The organism is Scandinavium lactucae (assembly GCF_033843265.1).
Lineage (GTDB): Bacteria > Pseudomonadota > Gammaproteobacteria > Enterobacterales > Enterobacteriaceae > Scandinavium > Scandinavium lactucae.
In genome coordinates this window covers 174,831-192,667 of the sequence record NZ_JAWXRD010000029.1, presented here as the reverse complement: position 1 = coordinate 192,667, position 17,837 = coordinate 174,831, and the positions used below count along the sequence as shown (strand labels likewise).

Here is a 17,837-nt window from a genome sequence, read left to right as displayed (position 1 = left end):
TATTGACGAATAATACCTCGTCTACTTTTAAGGAAATGAACAATGAACAAAATGACGCGTATTGCCCTGCTGACAGCTTCCCTGATTGGCTTCACCGGTATTGCTCAGGCCGCCAATACTGATGTGGCTCCTGCACCTGCCCAGGATCCGATTGTTCAGCACCTGAAGCTGAGCAACGACCAGGTAACCAAAATCAAAAGCCTGCACGATGCGATGGAAAAGAACGTTGAACGGGTTTCCATGAAAGACGTGAAAGATGGTGCGTTATTTGACGTTATCCAGTCGGGCAAATGGAATGAGGAAGCGGTAAAATCACAGCTGGAAGCGTTCAGTAAAATTGAGCAGCAGACCCGCTACTATCGCGTGAAATACTACTTCGACCTTAACCAGGTCTTGACTCCGGAACAGCGCAAGCAGATCCGTGATGATCTTGCACAGTCTCTCGAGAACTAAGCAAAACGGATAATACGACCCCGGTGATTCGTCATCGGGGTCTTTTTTTGTCTGAAAATCGGACTGTGATCGGCCTCTCACATACGCTTGCGATAGAATAACTTTCTCAAATCCATGCTATAGATGAAATAATTTCCCTTTTTTCCCCTGATTACGCTGCGAATGGCGATTTTTTTCTCCGCGCCTGCGCGTATGATTTCTTCATTCTAAAAACTCGCCTGCACCACGCACCGTATATCGCCCAGATGCGGTTCGAAAATAATAAAACCTCTACCTACAAGCGAGATCTTTATGGAAACGACTACACCAAGCAGCGTCGTTGTGGATGATGTCATGCCCGGTCGTCGGGGCAATATGACGGAAAGCGAATGGCAGGCAGCAATTAAATTCGACAGTACCGATACCGGTTGGATCATTATGAGTATCGGTATGGCTATTGGAGCCGGAATTGTTTTTCTACCGGTTCAGGTGGGATTAATGGGGCTGTGGGTATTTTTGCTCTCATCTATTATTGGTTATCCGGCAATGTATTTATTCCAGCGGCTGTTTATCAACACCCTGGCGGAATCGCCGGAGTGCAAAGATTACCCGAGTGTGATTAGCGGTTATCTCGGTAAAAACTGGGGCATTCTGTTAGGTGCGCTCTATTTTGTGATGTTGGTTATCTGGATGTTTGTTTATTCCACAGCAATTACCAACGACAGCGCCTCGTATTTGCACACTTTTGGCGTGACGGACGGCTTGCTTTCCGACAACCCGTTCTATGGCCTGGCCCTGATCTGTATTCTGGTGGCGATTTCCTCCCGGGGTGAACAACTGCTGTTCAAGGTCTCAAGCCTGATGGTGCTGACCAAGCTCCTGGTGGTGGCCGCGCTGGGTGTGTCGATGATAGGTCTCTGGCATCTGTATAACGCTGGTTCATTGCCGCCGATAGGGTTGTTGATCAAAAACGCCATTATTACGCTGCCCTTTACCCTGACCTCGATCCTGTTTATTCAGACCTTAAGCCCGATGGTTATCTCCTATCGTTCTCGTGAGAAATCGCGCGAAGTGGCGCGGTATAAAGCGTTGCGGGCGATGAATATTGCCTTTGGTATTTTGTTCGTCACGGTCTTTTTTTATGCAGTGTCTTTCACGCTTGCGATGGGGCATGACGAGGCAGTAAAAGCGTATGAGCAAAATATCTCCGCATTAGCCATTGCCGCCCAGTTTATTAGCGGAGAGGGTGCCGGATGGGTAAAAGTCGTCAGCGTTATCTTAAATATTTTTGCCGTGATGACCGCCTTCTTCGGCGTTTATCTCGGCTTCCGAGAAGCCACCCAAGGCATTGTGATGAACCTGCTACGCCGTAAATATCCGGCCGAGCGTATTAATGAAAAATATGTCCAGGGCGGGATTATGGTATTTGCCATTTTGCTGTCCTGGAGTGCGATTGTCCTGAATGCGCCAGTGTTGAGTTTTACGTCCATTTGTAGCCCCATTTTCGGCATGGTTGGCTGTTTAATCCCGGCCTGGCTGGTCTACAAGGTGCCTGCGTTGCATAAGTATAAAGGCCTGTCGCTGAAGATAATCATCATTACCGGTTTGCTGTTGTGCGTATCGCCATTTCTTGCCTTCTCCTGAGGCGAGGCTGTGTGTTCCCTGAGTAAGAGTTAAGGTCGAAAGTATGTTGAACCCTGAATGTTCTCCGTTATGGAAAAAGTTAATCCGCGCCGTACGGGCAGAAGTGAAGCCTGCGCTGGGTTGTACCGAGCCGGTATCTCTGGCGCTGGCGGGCGCAGTAGCCGCTGCGCAACTGGAAGGCGAGGTTGAGCGCATTGAAGCCTGGGTTTCCCCAAATTTGATGAAAAATGGAATGGGCGTCACCGTGCCAGGCACCGGTATGGTCGGGCTGCCTATTGCGGTGGCGCTGGGTGCGCTGGGGGGGGATGCGGATGCCGGACTGGAGGTGCTGCAAAAGGCCAGCCAGGACGATACTGCACAGGCAAAACGGCTGCTGGAGCAGGGTAAGGTGTGCCTCCGGGTGCAGGAACCCTGCGACCAGTTGCTCTACGCCCGGGCCAAAGTGTGGTGTAAAGATCGCTGGGCCAGTGCCACTATCGCCGGAGGCCACACCCGCATCGTCAACCTCGAAAAGCAGGGCGAAATCCTGTTTGCTCATCAGCCTGCCGCCGGGGAACAGAAGGAAGATGACCTGCTTGAGGTGATGTCCCGCACGTCGCTTGCCGAGATCCTCAATTTTATTGAGCATGTCCCGCTGGAAGAAATCCGTTTCATCCTCGAGGCAGCCAGGCTCAACGACGCACTTTCTCAGGAGGGATTGCAGGGCAAATGGGGATTACACATCGGTGCGACGCTGGAAAAACAACGCCAGTGTGGGCTGATGGGCCACGGTCTGGCCTCGGAGATCGTGATTCGTACCACCGCCGCATCGGACGCACGGATGGGCGGCGCTTCATTGCCCGCCATGAGTAATTCCGGCTCGGGGAATCAGGGGATCGCTGCCACCCTGCCGGTCGTGGTGGTGGCCGAACACTTTCATGCGAATGAAGAGCGCCTGGCCAGGGCGCTGATGCTCTCGCACCTGAGCGCTATCTACATCCACGCTCAGCTGCCGCGTTTATCGGCGCTGTGTGCTGCCACCACGGCCTCAATGGGGGCCGCGGCGGGCATGAGCTGGCTGATTGACGGGCGCTATGAGACGTTGGCGAAGGCGATCAGCAGCATGATTGGTGACGTTAGCGGGATGATTTGTGACGGCGCATCGAATAGCTGTGCGATGAAAGTGTCAACCAGCGTGTCGTCGGCGTGGAAGTCGGTGTTAATGGCGCTGGATAACACCGCCGTGACCGGCAATGAGGGGATTGTGGCGCACGATGTGGAGGATTCGGTGGCCAATCTCTGCGCCTTGGCCTGCCAGTCAATGCAGCAGACAGACCGGCAAATCATCGACATTATGTCGCACAAAGCCCGCTAGTCGGGCGAACATCAGGCTGGCTTTCTGCGCCCGCCTGATTTTTTACGATCATACCGGTAAATCTATTAGCAGCGCGCGAAGCGTTGTATCCGCCACCAGCGTAATGTTGGCCTCGTCGCGAATAAACGCCCCATCCCCGCACGTCAATCCTTCACGTTCTGCCTGTGGGGTCACCGCATGGACGGTGCCGTGGATCGACTGCAAATAGGCGCGTGGGCCGTGAAGCTGGAAGCTGAGCTGCTCGCCTTTCTCTAGTTGGATGTGGTGGACCCACACCTGCTGGCGCAACTGCATGCTACCAGAACTTGCATCGGGCGACGCCATAAGCTGCTGGGCGGTATCGGTCAGGGTCAGTTTCTGCACCGACGGATTTTCCCGCTCCGGGCAGGCGTCAAGCCACAGTTGCATCCGGGTGAGCGTTTTGTCTTTGCTGAGATTGTGCTCGCTATAGCTGATGCCCGGCTGGGTCGCAATCAACAGCGCTTCGCCCGCTTTGGCCTGAACGTGATTCCCTTCACTGTCGCGATATTCGGCTTCACCTTCCAGGATAAGATTCAGGATATCAACTTTCGGATACGTTCTCGGCTGGAACGAAGCGCCTGGGGCAAGCACTTCCTGATTCAGCACGCGCAGGGAGGCATATCCCAGCAGTTTCGGATCGAAGTAGTGTCCAAAGGAGAAGGTGTATCGGGCCTGCAGCCAGCCAAAATCGGCCTTGCCACACTGTTTGGCGGTTCGGGTAGTAATCATATTCTTGACCTCTCTTTACACTAAAACAATGGTAAAGCTATGGACGCTGCATTGTTAGCCAGATATTCTGCCGGGTATGTTCAAATTTCCTGAATGAGAACGCCATGGCTAAAGAGAGAGCATTGACGCTGGAAGCGTTAAGAGTAATGGACGCTATCGACAGGCGCGGCAGTTTTGCCGCCGCCGCGGATGAGCTGGGCCGCGTCCCGTCAGCGTTAAGCTACACCATGCAGAAGCTGGAAGAAGAACTGGACGTGGTGCTGTTCGACCGCTCAGGTCATCGCACAAAATTCACCAACGTTGGCCGAATGTTGCTGGAGCGCGGGCGCGTACTGCTGGAGGCCGCCGATAAGTTGACCACCGACGCCGAGGCGCTGGCGCGCGGCTGGGAAACGCATTTGACGCTGGTGGCCGAAGCGCTGGTGCCCACGCCGGAGCTTTTTCCGCTCGTGGAAAAGCTGGGACTCAAAGCCAATACTCAGCTGTCGATTATCACCGAAGTGCTGGCGGGTGCCTGGGAACGACTTGAGCAAGGGCGCGCCGACATCGTTATCGCCCCGGATATGCATTTCCGTTCATCCTCAGAGATAAACTCCCGCAAGCTATATTCGATTCTGAACGTCTATGTGGCCTCGCCGGATCACCCGATTCATCAGGAGCCGGAGCCGTTATCAGAAGTGACACGCGTGAAATATCGCGGGGTGGCGGTGGCGGATACCGCCCGCGAGCGTCCGGTGCTCACCGTGCAGCTACTCGACAAGCAGCCGCGTCTGACGGTCAGCACCATTGAAGATAAGCGTCAGGCGCTGTTAGCCGGGCTGGGTGTGGCGACCATGCCGTATCCGCTGGTTGAGCAGGATATCGCCGAGGGACGACTGCGCGTCGTGAGTCCGGAATACACCAACGAAGTTGATATCATTATGGCGTGGCGGCGTGACAGCATGGGCGAAGCGAAAGCCTGGTGCCTGCGCGAAATTCCGAAGCTGTTTGCCAAAAAATAGGGTTGCCGAGGGCAAAACGTAGGCCTGGTCAGCGGAGCGCCACCAGGCTCATTTACGTTAAGGGAGCTGCTTCGGATCTGGCCCGAAACGGTTCTCGCCCGGCGTGCCGGTCTGACAGTTGAAGACCAGGATAACCAGCCAGCCGACGATCGGGATCAGCAGTAATAATAACCACCATGCCGATCGGTCAGTATCGTGCAGGCGTCTGAACTGTACCGCCCACGTTGGGATCAGCACTAACAGGCCATAAATACTCGTCAGCACGCCTTCGCCGCTGGTGTGCTCCCAGCCGAGTATTTTGTCGATAATGCTCAGCACCCCCGCCAGAACGAAGCTCACCAGCACGAACATCCAATATTCTTTCCGGCGCGCACGGCCACCAAACCCGATGTAATTCTTGAGTACTTTTAGATACCAGTCCATTTTTCCTACCCCAATAATTAGTCAATCACTTGTTTTTTAAGCGATCGAGGTAAGGATAGATGCAATTTATGAATTAAAAAAGGGCATCTATTGATGCCCTTAATAATTAGCGGAAACGCACATCGCGACCGTGAGGTTCGTCGAGATCTTGCCACGGCCCAATCGAAATGATGCCGGTCGGGTTGATGGTTTTATGGCTGCGGTAATAGTGATGGCGAATATGGTCAAAATTAACCGTCTCAGCCACGCCCGGCAGCTGATAAATATCGCGCAGGAAACCGTACAGGTTCAGGTAATCGCTGATGCGGTGCTTATCGCATTTAAAGTGGGTGACATACACCGGGTCGAAGCGAATCAGCGTGGTCCACAGGCGAATATCCGCTTCGGTCAGCTGATTGCCGGTCAGATAACGGCGCTGGCCGAGGATTTGCTCGACGCGGGCCAGGGCTTCAAACACCTGCGTCACGGCGTCGTCGTAAGCTTCCTGGCTGGTGGCGAACCCGGCTTTATACACCCCGTTATTGATGCTGTCGTAAATCCAGCCGTTCAGCTCGTCAATTTGCGGACGCAGCGCCTGCGGATAATAATCGCCCGCCCGCGCGCCAAGTCCGTCAAAGGCTGTATTCAGCATTCGAATGATTTCAGCAGATTCATTGCTGACGATAGTGTGATTCTTTTTGTCCCATAGCACCGGCACGGTGACGCGTCCACTGTACTGCGGGTCAGCATGCAGATACAGCTGATAGAGAAATTCGTTTTGATACAGGCTATCGCCGGTGGTGCCGGGGAAACTGTCGTCAAAGGTCCAGCCGTTTTCATACATCAGCGGGCTGACGACAGACACATCGATGAATGACTCCAGTCCTTTCAGGGTGCGCATAATCAGCGTGCGATGCGCCCACGGACAGGCCAGGGATACGTATAAATGGTAGCGATCTTTCTCGGCGGCAAATCCGCCTTCTCCGGAGGGGCCTGGTGCGCCATCGGCGGTCAGCCAGTTGCGAAACGCCGAAACAGAACGCTTGAATCGTCCCCCGGTTGATTTAGTGTCATACCAGGTGTCATGCCAGACGCCGTCAATCAGTTGTCCCATGGTGCTCTCTCCTTCAAAAATGACAAAAGCGAGGGAATTCCCTCGCTTTACGCTTCAGTCAGTATAGCGGGCTTACCACTTTTTGTTCAGCACGCGGTCGATACTGAACGCGCCCGGACCGGTGATAGCCAGCAGCAGGAATCCGCCTGCGATGGTCAGGTTTTTCATGAACATCAGCGAGTTAACGCCTTCCGCAAAGTTGCTGTGGAAGAGAAATGCGGTCAGCAGCGTAAAACCGGCGGTGAACAGCGCGGTGGTACGGGTCAGGAAACCGAACAGAATTGCCAGACCGCCGCCGAACTCAAGCAGGATGGTCAGCGGCAGCAATGCGCCCGGAACACCCATCGCTTCCATATATTGTTGGGTACCTGCATAACCGGTGATTTTGCCCCAGCCCGCAGTGATAAACAGAATTGGCATCAGAATACGCGCTACCAGGATACCAACATCTTCTAATTTTTTCATTTTACTCTCCATCAAACCACACGGGCGGCATTATTGATTTATTGTGCAAATCCGCGGAGATACCGCGTCGTTGCTGTCGATGGAAGGAGTGTAGTCGTGACGCTGCGGGATTGTTAGCAAGGAAAACTGTCGATCTTCTTCAAAGATATTGAGTATTGGCGGGGCAAGGGGCAAGAAAAGAGAAAGGCCCGGCAGAGCAGGGCCATGAGCGATTAGCTACGATACTGTTGTTGGCGAAGGGTACTTTTGACCAGCCGCCACGCGCTCCAGGCTCCGAACCCACGGCGGGCCCAGCGCACCAGAAAGCGTGGATGGCGTACCGACCAGATAGCCATTACGCTGCTGCCGACCAGCGCCCAAGAGCGCAGGCTCAGCAGCGTGTTCCAGCCACGATCGTAGACACCGGTTGCCTCATGCCAGTCGCGGCGGCTGGCGGACAGGTCCAGCCGCTGCTGCTGGATTTGGCTTAGCAGATACGCCTTACGCTGCTGTAGCTCGAGTTTGCTACTCACGCTCGTCGTCCTCAAGCAGCGACCGATCGTTTGCCAGCTCGTTGCGGGTATGACGTAGCAGCGTTGAGCGCCGCGCTTTTCGCAGCGTCCAGATACCGCCAATCAGCGCCAGCAACAGCAGCACGACGGTGGTGGCAATCATGGCATTCAGTCGGTATTGCGGATCGATGGCCCAGATAATCAGCACCATCAAACTCATCAGTCCGAATGCCGCGAACAGCATGGTCAGGCCGAGCATCAGCAGCATTTGGAAGAGATTCGCTTTCTCCTCTTCCAGTTCGACAACGGCCAGCCGCAGACGGGTTTCCACCATCTCGACCATAATGGTCACAATCCGTTGGCCAATGCCGAAGACGCTTTTACCCGGCCCGTGTGCGTGATGTGAATCTGCCATAATTAACGACGCGACAGCAGCACACCCAGCACCAGCCCGACGGCTGCACCGATACCTACGCCAGTCCATGGATTATCACGTACATACTCGTCAGCGCGTGCGGCAGCTTCACGAGTTTGTTTGGCCAGCGCGTCGCTGGTGTCGCCTAAGCGAGTACGGCTCTCTTTCAGCGCGCGCTCTGCTTTGCTGCGCAGTTTGCCCAGCTCTTCTTTCGATTTGTCTGTGGAGGAGTTCAGCACCTCTTCCAGGGTATCCGCCAGGGATTTCAGTTCGGTACGCAGATGTTCTGAGGTGTTATCTTTAGACATGATATTTCTCCAATGTTAGACGTCAGATTTCCATTAACTCAATAGTCACGAGACTCAAGCGCTTTCAGTTGATCCTGCGCTTCAGTGAGCTTGTGTTCACGTTTACTGATTTTGTCCTCATCACCTTTGGCTTTCGCCTCGTCGAGGTCGTGACGACGCTCGGCGATTTCATCTTTCTGTTTCGCTATCTTCTTCTGGTGGTCGGCGCGAAGTTGGTTGTCGCTACAGTTATCTTTCACTTCGCGTAACGCTTTGTTCAGACCGTCAATGCGGCTCTGATTTTTGTGTTTTTCCGCGTAGTGAATTTCACGCTGAATATCCTGTTCTTTCTCCTGGCACAGCGTCGTTGCGAAGGTGCCAGTGCTCAGCGTAACAAGGCCCAAAGCCAGAAAAATGCGGTATTTCATAGGTGAAACCTTCCCTTGTGTCGTGGGCAAATTCTGACGCTGCCCCACCCAGTCGATATAATGATGATGATGACTTCCGCTTACTCAATGATAGTAAGTAAACGCGAAATCACCAAAGTCTGTGAAAAGATTCAGAATCCTGGAAGGAGGTTAACCGAACCGGTGCGGGGTATCTCGAAGGCGGGAGAGCCACTGCGGAGCCAGTGTGTCATCGTCATCCTGAAGCGCGACGATATAACCCTGGGGCAGGGTTCTGTCGAGCACCTCTTTGGCGGCGGCGCTCTGATCGCTGGATTCAAATTTAATCACTAATGCATCGTTCTGCGGGGTGATGCTTTTAAAGCGGATGCCGTTGGCATCCAGATGATGCCAGATGGAGAAACCATCCGGCATGCTGGAATTGGCGTTTACCGGGCGAATGGCAAGCGTTGATTCCTGTTGTTGAATGGCGGCCCAGAACCACAGCAGCGCGCACAGCACAAGCAGTGCGCCGAGGCTCAGGCTGAATCGGCGAAAGGTGACGTTCCGGAATCCCATGTTTAGCTCCGGTTACCGTATTTTTTCTTCAGCAGTACCACGATAGAACCGATAAGGCCGAACACCAGCAGCACCACCGGCAGCAGCATCAGGCAGGACATCAGCGCATCTTCATATTTCAGGAACACCGGGGTTTTCCCCAGCAGGTAGCCAAGCGAAGTCAGAATCAGCACCCACAGCAGGCCGCTCATCCAGTTGAAGAACTGGAAACGTGCGCTGCTCAGGCCAGACAACCCGGCGATGGTGGGTAACAGGGTGCGCACGAAGGCAATAAAGCGCCCGACCAGCAGCGCGGATAAACCGTGCTTATGGAACAGGTGATGCGCCCGCTGGTGGTAATGAGCGGGTAGATGCGACAGCCAGTTTTGCACGATCCGCGTATTCCCCAGCCAGCGACCCTGAATGTAGCTCACCCAGCAACCGAGGCTGGCGGCGGTGGTCAGCAGCAGCAACGTTTGCGGGAAGCCCATCGCACCTTTGGCTATCAACACGCCAACCAGTACCAGCAGGCTGTCGCCCGGCAAAAAGGCGGCAGGCAACAATCCGTTCTCTAAGAATAGGATCATAAATAAGACGAAATAGAGCATGCCTATCATGGAGGGGTTAGCGAGGGTTTCGAAATCCTGGCTCCACAAGGCATTCAGTAATTGGGTTAACAGTTCCATTCACGATTCCTGGTACATCGATTAATGTCATGCCTGAACGCGTTGTTCTGCCTGGACGTCAGTCGTTATTGATTAATTATGGACGCTGGCAACACGTTCCGAACTTATCCATGTTTTCGCGGGCGGGGAAGGTCCTTACCGGCGACGACAAAATGCATCTAAGTGTAACAAAGCCATGGGTTATACGTCACAGAAATTGCAGTTTGTTGCAGGTTGATTTTGCTTTCTGATGCGGGGAGAGGCGAGGGTTTTTACACAGGCTGACACTATAGTGGGTTTGCTTACCCTCGGTATGGCACCGAGGGTGAGGAAAATCTTATTTTAGGCCGTTGGCAGCGGTATCGAGATGCACCACCGGGTTTTCCGCGAACAGGTACCGGTCGGCGTTGAATTCAAAATCATCGCTGGTTTCGTTGAACAGCATCAGTTTGGTATTTTCCAGGTGCTGCCACATCGCCAGTTTGGCGGCATGCGGATCTTTACGGATCAGCGCTTTTAAAATCTGGTCGTGATCGTCACACCAGTTATCCACCGTACGCAGATCGATATGGTCATGCAGTTTTTTCCAGTACGGGTTGTGCACACGCTGGGTCCACATTTTCTCGACGATGGCGGCCAGGGCTGTGTTTTGCGTGGCCAGGGCCACCTGCACGTGAAACTGTAAATCCCATTCGGAGTCGCGGAAACACTTCTCTTTACGCGCGTTGTCCTGGATTTCCATCAGCTTCATGATGTCCTGCTTGGTGACCTGGGTCGCGGCAAACTCAGCAATATTACTTTCGATAAGCTGGCGGGCCTGAAGCAGTTCGAACGGGCCATAGTTGGCAAATTCGAGGGATTCATCCGGGGCCTGATAGTGCTTCGCGGTGCTGGAAATGACATGGATGCCAGAACCCTTGCGCACCTCAACGTAGCCTTCGACTTCCAGCATAATGATGGCTTCACGGACAACCGTGCGGCTGACGTTCTTCTCATCGGCAATAAAACGTTCTGCAGGCAGTTTATCGCCCACCAGATAAACGCCTTGCTCGATGCGATCTTTCAGCTCAGCGGCAAGCTGTTGATATAAACGGCGTGGTTCCGTGATTTCCATATTCGCTCCAGGCAGGGTACGGCATGAGAGATTTGTTATACCACTTTTAGCGAAATCTCACCACCCAATCATAGCAAAAAGCCGCCCATCGGGCGGCGTAGATATCAGGTGTGACAAGGCTTAGCTTTGTGTCGCTGTACCGCCGACGGGCTGGAGCGTATCGGCTGCCGGTTTGTTCTGTAGCACGGTCCAGATAACCACCGCGCCGAGCAGGTCGAACACCGCCAGTACCGCGAACAGCGGGCTGAAGCCCAGGGTATCGGCCAGCGCACCGACGACCAGTGCAAACAGGGTACTTGCCGTCCAGGCCGCCATACCGGTCAGGCCGTTAGCCGTGGCCACTTCATTACGACCAAACACGTCAGAAGAGAGCGTAATCAGTGCGCCTGACAGGGCCTGGTGAGCAAAGCCACCGACGCACAGCAGGGCAATCGCAGCGTACGGGCTGGTGAACAGGCCAATCATACCCGGGCCAATCATCAGGACCGCACCCATGGTGACCACCAGTTTACGGGACACGATCAGGTTCACGCCAAACTTACGCTGGAACAGTGGAGGCAGGTAGCCGCCAACGATACAGCCGAGGTCAGCAAACAGCATTGGCATCCAGGCAAACATCGCGATGTGTTTCAGGTCAAAGCCGTAGACTTTAAACATGAACAGCGGGATCCATGCGTTGAACGTGCCCCAGGCCGGTTCTGCCAGGAAACGTGGCAGTGCGATGCCCCAGAACTGGCGGTTACGGATGATCTGCCAGGCTGACATTTTTTTGCCGTTGTCGGTCTGATGCTGCGCTTCCTGACCACCAATAATGTAGTCGCGTTCCTCTTCGGTCAGTTTTTTCTGGTCACGTGGATGCTTGTAGAACATCAGCCAGGCCATTGCCCAGGCGAAGCTCAGTACGCCGGAGATAATGAACGCCATCTGCCAGCTGTGCATGACGATAGCCCACACCACCAGCGGAGGCGCAATCATGGCACCGATGGAGGAGCCGACGTTGAAGTAGCCGACGGCCACAGAACGCTCTTTCGCCGGGAACCACTCCGAGCTGGCCTTCAGGCCTGCCGGGATCATCGCCGCTTCTGCGGCACCGACAGCACCACGTGCAACGGCCAGTCCGCCCCAGCTGCCTGCCAGCGCGGTCGCACCACAGAAGCAGGCCCATAGCACGGCAAACATCGCATAGCCGATTTTGGTGCCTAACAGGTCAAGTACATAGCCTGCAACCGGCTGCATGATGGTGTAAGCCGCTGAATAGGCCGCGATAATATAAGAGTATTGCTGCGTGGAAATATGCAGTTCTTGCATAAAGGTCGGCGCAGCGGCCGCCACGGTATTACGGGTGAGGTACCCCAGCACGGTACCTAAGGTCACCAGTGCAATCATGTACCAACGTAACCCTTTAATTTTACGCATCTAAAACCTCGTCATTTTGTTTTATCCACGCACTGCGCGGTCATCTTCCTCGGCGGAGGGAGGATGTTTAAGTAACGGGGGGCGTAACAGTTAAACCTGTAACGGCCCGAACCTTGCCATGAGTCATCTTGTGAATTCGGTATCCGTACCGGGTAGTTCCGATGTATGTATCATCGATAATTCATTGAGTGCGCTGATAGGTTGCGACGGGGCAAAAGATAACTTGTCATACAACTTTAAAAGGTGAGAACCGTCACAAAAGTTGGAATAAACGTAGGGTCTTTATCGCCAGCCCGCAAAGCCAAGAGCGGTGCGGGTTGGCACGTGGTTTACTTCTTTCTGGGTACTTTTTTTGTCTGCTTTTATTGATCTGACTCACGAAAAATTCTTCGGCGACTGGAAATTGGTGTGATAACTTTGCAGCATTGCAGTTAAGCATCTGACGCACTCTTTAAGAGGAAGACGATAATGACTCCGTTTATGACCGAAGATTTCCTGCTCGACACCGAATTTGCCCGCCGTCTGTACCATGACTACGCCAAAGATCAGCCGATTTTCGACTACCACTGCCACTTACCCCCGCAGCAGGTTGCCGAAAATTACCGTTTCAAAAACCTGTATGACATCTGGCTGAAAGGTGACCACTACAAATGGCGTGCAATGCGCACCAACGGCGTGGCTGAACGTCTGTGTACCGGCGATGCCTCCGACCGTGAAAAATTCGATGCGTGGGCCGCCACCGTGCCGCACACCATTGGTAACCCGCTGTATCACTGGACGCACCTCGAACTGCGCCGTCCGTTTGGCATTACCGGTAAACTGCTGTCGCCGTCTACCGCCGATGAAATCTGGAACCAGTGCAACGATCTGCTGGCACAGGACACCTTCTCTGCGCGTGGGATCATGAAGCAGATGAACGTCAAGATGGTTGGCACCACCGACGATCCGATCGATTCGCTGGAGCATCACGCGATCGTGGCAAAAGACACCACCTTCGACGTCAAAGTGCTGCCGAGCTGGCGTCCGGATAAAGCGTTCAATATTGAACAAGCGACCTTTAGCGACTACATGGCGAAGCTCGGCGAAGTCTCTGACACCGACATCCGTCGTTTCGGTGATCTGCAAACCGCGCTGGGCCGTCGTCTGGATCACTTTGCAGCCCATGGTTGTAAAGTGTCGGATCATGCGCTGGACGTGGTGCTGTTTGCCGAAGCGTCTGAAGCTGAACTGGACGCTATTCTGGCGCGTCGTCTGTCAGGCGAAACCCTGAGTGAGCACGAAGTGGCCCAATTCAAAACCGCCGTTCTGGTGTGGCTGGGTGGGGAATACGCCCGTCGCGGTTGGGTGCAGCAATATCACATCGGTGCGCTGCGCAATAACAACCAGCGCCAGTTCAAACTGCTGGGCGCAGACGTTGGCTTTGACTCAATCAATGACCGTCCGCTGGCGGAAGAGCTGTCAAAACTGCTGAGTAAGCAGAACGAAGAAAACCTGCTGCCGAAAACCATTCTGTACTGTCTGAACCCGCGTGATAACGAAGTGCTGGGCACCATGATCGGTAACTTCCAGGGCGAAGGGATGCCGGGCAAAATGCAGTTCGGTTCCGGCTGGTGGTTCAACGATCAGAAAGACGGCATGGAACGTCAAATGACCCAGCTGGCGCAGCTAGGTCTGCTGAGCCGCTTTGTCGGTATGCTGACCGACAGCCGCAGCTTCCTGTCTTATACCCGTCATGAATACTTCCGCCGCATTCTGTGCCAGATGATGGGTCGTTGGGTGGCAGCGGGTGAAGCGCCAGCGGATATTCAGCTGCTGGGCGAGATGGTGAAAAATATCTGCTTTAACAATGCGCGTGACTACTTCGCCATTGAACTGAACTAATCCGCAACAGATGCGGGCATCGAGGCTGGTTGATATGCAATACATCAAGATCCATTCGCTGGACAACGTCATCGTCGCGCTGGCTGACATCGCGGCGGGGCAGGAAGTGACCGTGGACGGTCAGACGGTACGGTTGCAGTCCGACGTCGTGCGCGGACATAAGTTTGCTCTGTGTGCGATTGCGAAGGGTGAAAACGTCGTCAAATATGGTCTGCCTATTGGTCATGCGCTAACGGACATTGCGCCCGGGGAACATATTCACTCCCACAACACGCGGACCAATCTCAGCGATTTAGACGAGTACAGCTATCAACCCGAATTACACAGTGAACTGAGTCAGGCAGGCGATCGCGATGTTCAGCTTTATCGCCGCGCCAACGGGGAAGTGGGCGTCCGCAATGAACTGTGGATCCTGCCAACCGTCGGCTGTGTAAACGGTATTGCCCGTCAAATTCAGAACCGTTTCCTGAAAGAGACGAATGATGCCGAAGGCACCGACGGTGTGTTCCTGTTCAGCCATACCTACGGCTGTTCCCAGCTCGGCGACGACCACATCAACACCCGCACCATGCTGCAAAACATGGTGCGTCACCCGAACGCCGGGGCGGTGCTGGTGATTGGTCTCGGGTGTGAAAACAACCAGGTCGATGCCTTCCGCGAAACGCTGGGCGAATTCGATGCCGACCGCGTGCACTTTATGATCTGCCAGAAGCAGGATGATGAAGTGGAAGCGGGCCTTGAGCACCTGCATCAACTGTACGACGTGATGCGCCACGATAAACGCGAACCGGGCAAACTCAGCGAGCTGAAGTTTGGTCTGGAGTGCGGTGGGTCTGATGGCCTGTCCGGCATTACCGCCAACCCGATGCTTGGCCGTTTCTCTGATTATGTGATTGGCAATGGTGGCACCACGGTGCTGACAGAAGTGCCGGAAATGTTCGGCGCGGAGCAGATCCTGATGAGTCACTGCCGCGATGAAGCTACGTTTGAAAAGACCGTCACCATGGTCAACGATTTCAAACAGTACTTCATCGCCCACAATCAGCCGATTTATGAGAACCCATCGCCGGGCAACAAGGCTGGCGGCATTACTACCCTGGAAGAGAAATCGCTCGGCTGCACGCAGAAAGCGGGTTCCAGCCAGGTGGTTGATGTACTGCGCTATGGCGAACGCCTGAAAACCCACGGTCTGAATCTGCTGAGCGCCCCGGGGAATGATGCGGTGGCGACCAGCGCCCTGGCCGGGGCGGGCTGTCACATGGTGCTATTCAGCACCGGACGCGGCACCCCGTATGGCGGTTTTGTGCCCACGGTGAAAATCGCCACCAACAGCGAGCTGGCGGCGAAGAAAAAGCACTGGATCGACTTCGATGCCGGGCAACTTATCCACGGTAAAGCGATGCCAGAGCTGCTGACCGAATTCGTCGACAGCATCGTCGACTTTGCCAACGGTAAGCAAACCTGTAACGAAAAGAATGATTTCCGTGAACTGGCTATCTTTAAGTCTGGCGTCACGCTTTAAACCTCGTTAAGCTAAAACGGCGTTTCATATTCTGAAGCGCCGTTTCTTTTTCTGCGTCATCCAAAGGACTTCACATGACCGCGTATTGGCTAGCCCAGGGCGTCGGCGTCATCGCCTTTCTGGTGGGCATCACGACGTTCATCAACCGCGACGAGCGACGATTTAAAAAACAGCTCTCCCTCTACAGCGCCATTATCGGCGTGCATTTTTTCCTGATGGGCGCGTTTCCCGCAGGCTCCAGCGCGATGCTCAACGCCGTCCGAACCCTGATAACCCTGCGCACCCGTAGCCTATGGGTGATGGCGCTGTTTATCGTTCTGACCGGCGGGATTGGCCTCGCCAAATTTCATCATCCGATGGAGCTGCTGCCAGTGGCGGGCACGCTGGTCAGTACCTGGGCGCTGTTCCGCTGCCAGGGCCTGACGATGCGCTGCATCATTTGGTGCTCCACGGCCTGTTGGGTTATCCACAACTTCTGGCTGGGATCGATTGGCGGCACGCTGATTGAGGGGAGTTTTCTGGTGATGAATGGCCTGAACATCATTCGCTTCTGGCGGATGCAGAAACGCGGAATTGACCCATTTAAAGCGGAAACAAAACGACAGGAAGACTTGCAGGAAGAAAGCCCTTCCGCACGTTAGCAGAAGGGCTAAAAACGCAGGGGATTAACTGCGCAGCCCAACGCGTGCCAGGCGCTCGTCTTCGGCCTGACAGGCCGCTGCGGTAAACAGCACGTCGGTGGAGGAGTTAAGCGCGGTTTCGCAGGAATCCTGTAACACGCCGATGATAAAGCCGACGGCCACCACCTGCATCGCCACGTCGTTTGGAATGCCGAACATGTTACAGGCCAGCGGGATCAGCAGCAGGGAACCCCCCGCCACGCCGGATGCACCACAGGCACACAGCGCCGCAACCACGCTCAGCAGCAGAGCGGTCGGTAAATCTACCGGAATACCGAGGGTGTGGACCGCCGCCAGCGTCAGTACGGTGATGGTGATTGCCGCCCCGGCCATGTTGATGGTCGCGCCCAGCGGGATCGACACCGAATAGGTATCGCGGTCGAGATTCAGTTTTTCGGCCAGCGCCATATTCACCGGAATATTCGCGGCAGAGCTGCGGGTAAAGAAGGCGTACACGCCGCTCTCACGCAGGCACATCAGCACCAGCGGATAAGGGTTGCGGCGGATCTTCCAGAACACCAGCAGCGGGTTAATCACCAGCGCCACCAGCAGCATACAGCCGATCAGTACTACCAGCAGTTGCGCATAACCCCACAGCGTTTCAAACCCGGTGGTGGCCAGCGTCGAAGAGACCAGACCGAAAATGCCGATCGGCGCAAAGCGAATCACCACTTTCACCATAAAGGTGACGGCGTTAGACAGGTCATTAACCAGATTTTTGGTGGTTTCGTTTCCGTGACGCAGCGCGAAGCCCAGTCCCACGGCCCAGACAAGAATGCCGATATAGTTAGCATTCAGCAGTGCGTCAATCGGGTTAGACACCATGCTCATCAGCAGGCCACGCAGCACTTCCACAATGCCAGACGGCGGTGTGATATCGCCCGCGCTGGTGCTCAGGTGCAACGTAGAAGGGAACACGAAGCTGAACAGTACCGCGGTCAGCGCGGCGGCAAAGGTACCCAGCAGATACAGGAACAGGATCGGGCGAATACTGGTTTTCTGGCCGTGCTGATGGTTTGCGATCGAGGCCATCACCAGCATCAGTACCAGCACCGGGGCGACGGCTTTTAGTGCGCCGACGAACAGGGTGCCAAACAGGCCAACGGCTTCTGCGGCAGGTTTAGAAATCCACGCCAGCAGAATACCCAGAATCAGGCCCACCAGAATTTGTTTTACCAGGCTGCCGGCAGCGAGGCGCTGCAGCAAGCCAGAGGGGCGTTGCGTAGTCATTTAACTTTTCCTTCAGTCGTATTGTGGTTC

At 54.6% G+C, this 17,837-nt stretch carries 20 protein-coding genes; 7 read left to right on the top strand and 13 right to left on the bottom strand.

Translation table 11 applies throughout. The annotated features are described in order from the left end of the window. Positions 1-42: 42 nt before the first annotated feature. The 3 genes from SIK69_RS11440 to SIK69_RS11430 all read left to right on the top strand — a co-directional run bounded on the left by SIK69_RS11440 (position 43) and on the right by SIK69_RS11430 (position 3,430). Positions 43-453: a Spy/CpxP family protein refolding chaperone gene (locus SIK69_RS11440; protein ID WP_319786122.1), complete on the top strand. Its 411-nt coding sequence runs from the start codon at positions 43-45 to the stop codon at positions 451-453. A gap of 291 nt (positions 454-744) precedes the next feature. Further along, complete coding sequence (locus tag SIK69_RS11435) at positions 745-2,076, top strand: SLC5/6 family protein (RefSeq protein WP_374941323.1); 1,332 nt, start codon at positions 745-747, stop codon at positions 2,074-2,076. Between the two features lie 43 nt (positions 2,077-2,119). Further along, the gene (locus tag SIK69_RS11430; RefSeq protein ID WP_319786121.1) at positions 2,120-3,430 is read left to right on the top strand and encodes an L-cysteine desulfidase family protein; all 1,311 of its coding nucleotides are present in this window, start codon (positions 2,120-2,122) and stop codon (positions 3,428-3,430) included. A gap of 48 nt (positions 3,431-3,478) precedes the next feature. Here SIK69_RS11430 and SIK69_RS11425 read toward each other — a convergent pair whose 3' ends face one another. Beyond that, positions 3,479-4,180 (bottom strand): pirin family protein, encoded by a 702-nt coding sequence (locus SIK69_RS11425; protein ID WP_319628751.1) that lies wholly within the window; start codon positions 4,178-4,180, stop codon positions 3,479-3,481. A 104-nt stretch (positions 4,181-4,284) separates the two neighbouring features. Between SIK69_RS11425 and SIK69_RS11420 the strand changes: the two genes are divergently transcribed. Then, positions 4,285-5,181 (top strand): LysR family transcriptional regulator, encoded by an 897-nt coding sequence (locus SIK69_RS11420; RefSeq protein ID WP_319628750.1) that lies wholly within the window; start codon positions 4,285-4,287, stop codon positions 5,179-5,181. 57 nt (positions 5,182-5,238) lie between these two features. Here the strand turns inward: SIK69_RS11420 and SIK69_RS11415 are convergent, their stop codons facing one another. The 11 genes from SIK69_RS11415 to SIK69_RS11365 form a co-directional block, all read right to left on the bottom strand. Continuing rightward, positions 5,239-5,604: a DUF805 domain-containing protein gene (locus SIK69_RS11415; RefSeq protein ID WP_319628749.1), complete on the bottom strand. Its 366-nt coding sequence runs from the start codon at positions 5,602-5,604 to the stop codon at positions 5,239-5,241. Positions 5,605-5,710: 106 nt separating this feature from the next. Further along, positions 5,711-6,697 carry a glutathione S-transferase family protein gene (locus tag SIK69_RS11410; protein ID WP_319786120.1) on the bottom strand — a complete coding sequence of 329 codons (987 nt, stop codon included), beginning with the start codon at positions 6,695-6,697 and terminating at the stop codon, positions 5,711-5,713. Positions 6,698-6,769: 72 nt separating this feature from the next. Continuing rightward, positions 6,770-7,162 carry a DoxX family protein gene (locus SIK69_RS11405; protein WP_319628747.1) on the bottom strand — a complete coding sequence of 131 codons (393 nt, stop codon included), beginning with the start codon at positions 7,160-7,162 and terminating at the stop codon, positions 6,770-6,772. A 212-nt stretch (positions 7,163-7,374) separates the two neighbouring features. Beyond that, on the bottom strand, positions 7,375-7,674 hold the full coding sequence (locus SIK69_RS11400; RefSeq protein WP_319628746.1) for a YqjK-like family protein: 300 nt from the start codon (positions 7,672-7,674) through the stop codon (positions 7,375-7,377). Next, positions 7,667-8,068 (bottom strand): phage holin family protein, encoded by a 402-nt coding sequence (locus SIK69_RS11395; RefSeq protein ID WP_319628745.1) that lies wholly within the window; start codon positions 8,066-8,068, stop codon positions 7,667-7,669. Before SIK69_RS11395 ends, SIK69_RS11400 begins: the two co-directional genes overlap by 8 nt. A gap of 2 nt (positions 8,069-8,070) precedes the next feature. Beyond that, positions 8,071-8,376 carry an ElaB/YgaM/YqjD family protein gene (locus SIK69_RS11390; RefSeq protein WP_319628744.1) on the bottom strand — a complete coding sequence of 102 codons (306 nt, stop codon included), beginning with the start codon at positions 8,374-8,376 and terminating at the stop codon, positions 8,071-8,073. A gap of 38 nt (positions 8,377-8,414) precedes the next feature. Continuing rightward, on the bottom strand, positions 8,415-8,783 hold the full coding sequence (locus tag SIK69_RS11385) for a DUF1090 domain-containing protein (protein ID WP_319628743.1): 369 nt from the start codon (positions 8,781-8,783) through the stop codon (positions 8,415-8,417). Positions 8,784-8,933: 150 nt separating this feature from the next. Then, positions 8,934-9,320 (bottom strand): EnvZ/OmpR regulon moderator MzrA, encoded by a 387-nt coding sequence (gene mzrA, locus SIK69_RS11380; protein ID WP_319628742.1) that lies wholly within the window; start codon positions 9,318-9,320, stop codon positions 8,934-8,936. A 2-nt stretch (positions 9,321-9,322) separates the two neighbouring features. Beyond that, positions 9,323-9,985, bottom strand: coding sequence for a DedA family general envelope maintenance protein YqjA (gene yqjA / locus SIK69_RS11375; RefSeq protein ID WP_319628741.1), 663 nt, complete (start codon positions 9,983-9,985; stop codon positions 9,323-9,325). 316 nt (positions 9,986-10,301) lie between these two features. Further along, positions 10,302-11,078 carry a transcriptional regulator ExuR gene (gene exuR, locus SIK69_RS11370; protein WP_319628740.1) on the bottom strand — a complete coding sequence of 259 codons (777 nt, stop codon included), beginning with the start codon at positions 11,076-11,078 and terminating at the stop codon, positions 10,302-10,304. A gap of 120 nt (positions 11,079-11,198) precedes the next feature. Continuing rightward, positions 11,199-12,494, bottom strand: a complete 1,296-nt coding sequence (locus tag SIK69_RS11365) for an MFS transporter (protein WP_319628739.1) — start codon at positions 12,492-12,494, stop codon at positions 11,199-11,201. Between the two features lie 468 nt (positions 12,495-12,962). On the opposite strand from SIK69_RS11365, the gene uxaC reads away from it, so the two are divergent. The 3 genes from uxaC (at position 12,963) to SIK69_RS11350 (ending at position 16,538) form a co-directional block, all read left to right on the top strand. Continuing rightward, positions 12,963-14,375: a glucuronate isomerase gene (gene uxaC / locus SIK69_RS11360; protein WP_319628738.1), complete on the top strand. Its 1,413-nt coding sequence runs from the start codon at positions 12,963-12,965 to the stop codon at positions 14,373-14,375. Positions 14,376-14,409: 34 nt separating this feature from the next. Beyond that, the gene (locus SIK69_RS11355; RefSeq protein ID WP_319628737.1) at positions 14,410-15,897 is read left to right on the top strand and encodes a UxaA family hydrolase; all 1,488 of its coding nucleotides are present in this window, start codon (positions 14,410-14,412) and stop codon (positions 15,895-15,897) included. A 74-nt stretch (positions 15,898-15,971) separates the two neighbouring features. Further along, on the top strand, positions 15,972-16,538 hold the full coding sequence (locus SIK69_RS11350) for a YgjV family protein (protein WP_319628736.1): 567 nt from the start codon (positions 15,972-15,974) through the stop codon (positions 16,536-16,538). Positions 16,539-16,562: 24 nt separating this feature from the next. Here SIK69_RS11350 and sstT read toward each other — a convergent pair whose 3' ends face one another. Then, the gene (gene sstT / locus SIK69_RS11345; RefSeq protein WP_319628735.1) at positions 16,563-17,807 is read right to left on the bottom strand and encodes a serine/threonine transporter SstT; all 1,245 of its coding nucleotides are present in this window, start codon (positions 17,805-17,807) and stop codon (positions 16,563-16,565) included. Positions 17,808-17,837: the final 30 nt, after the last annotated feature.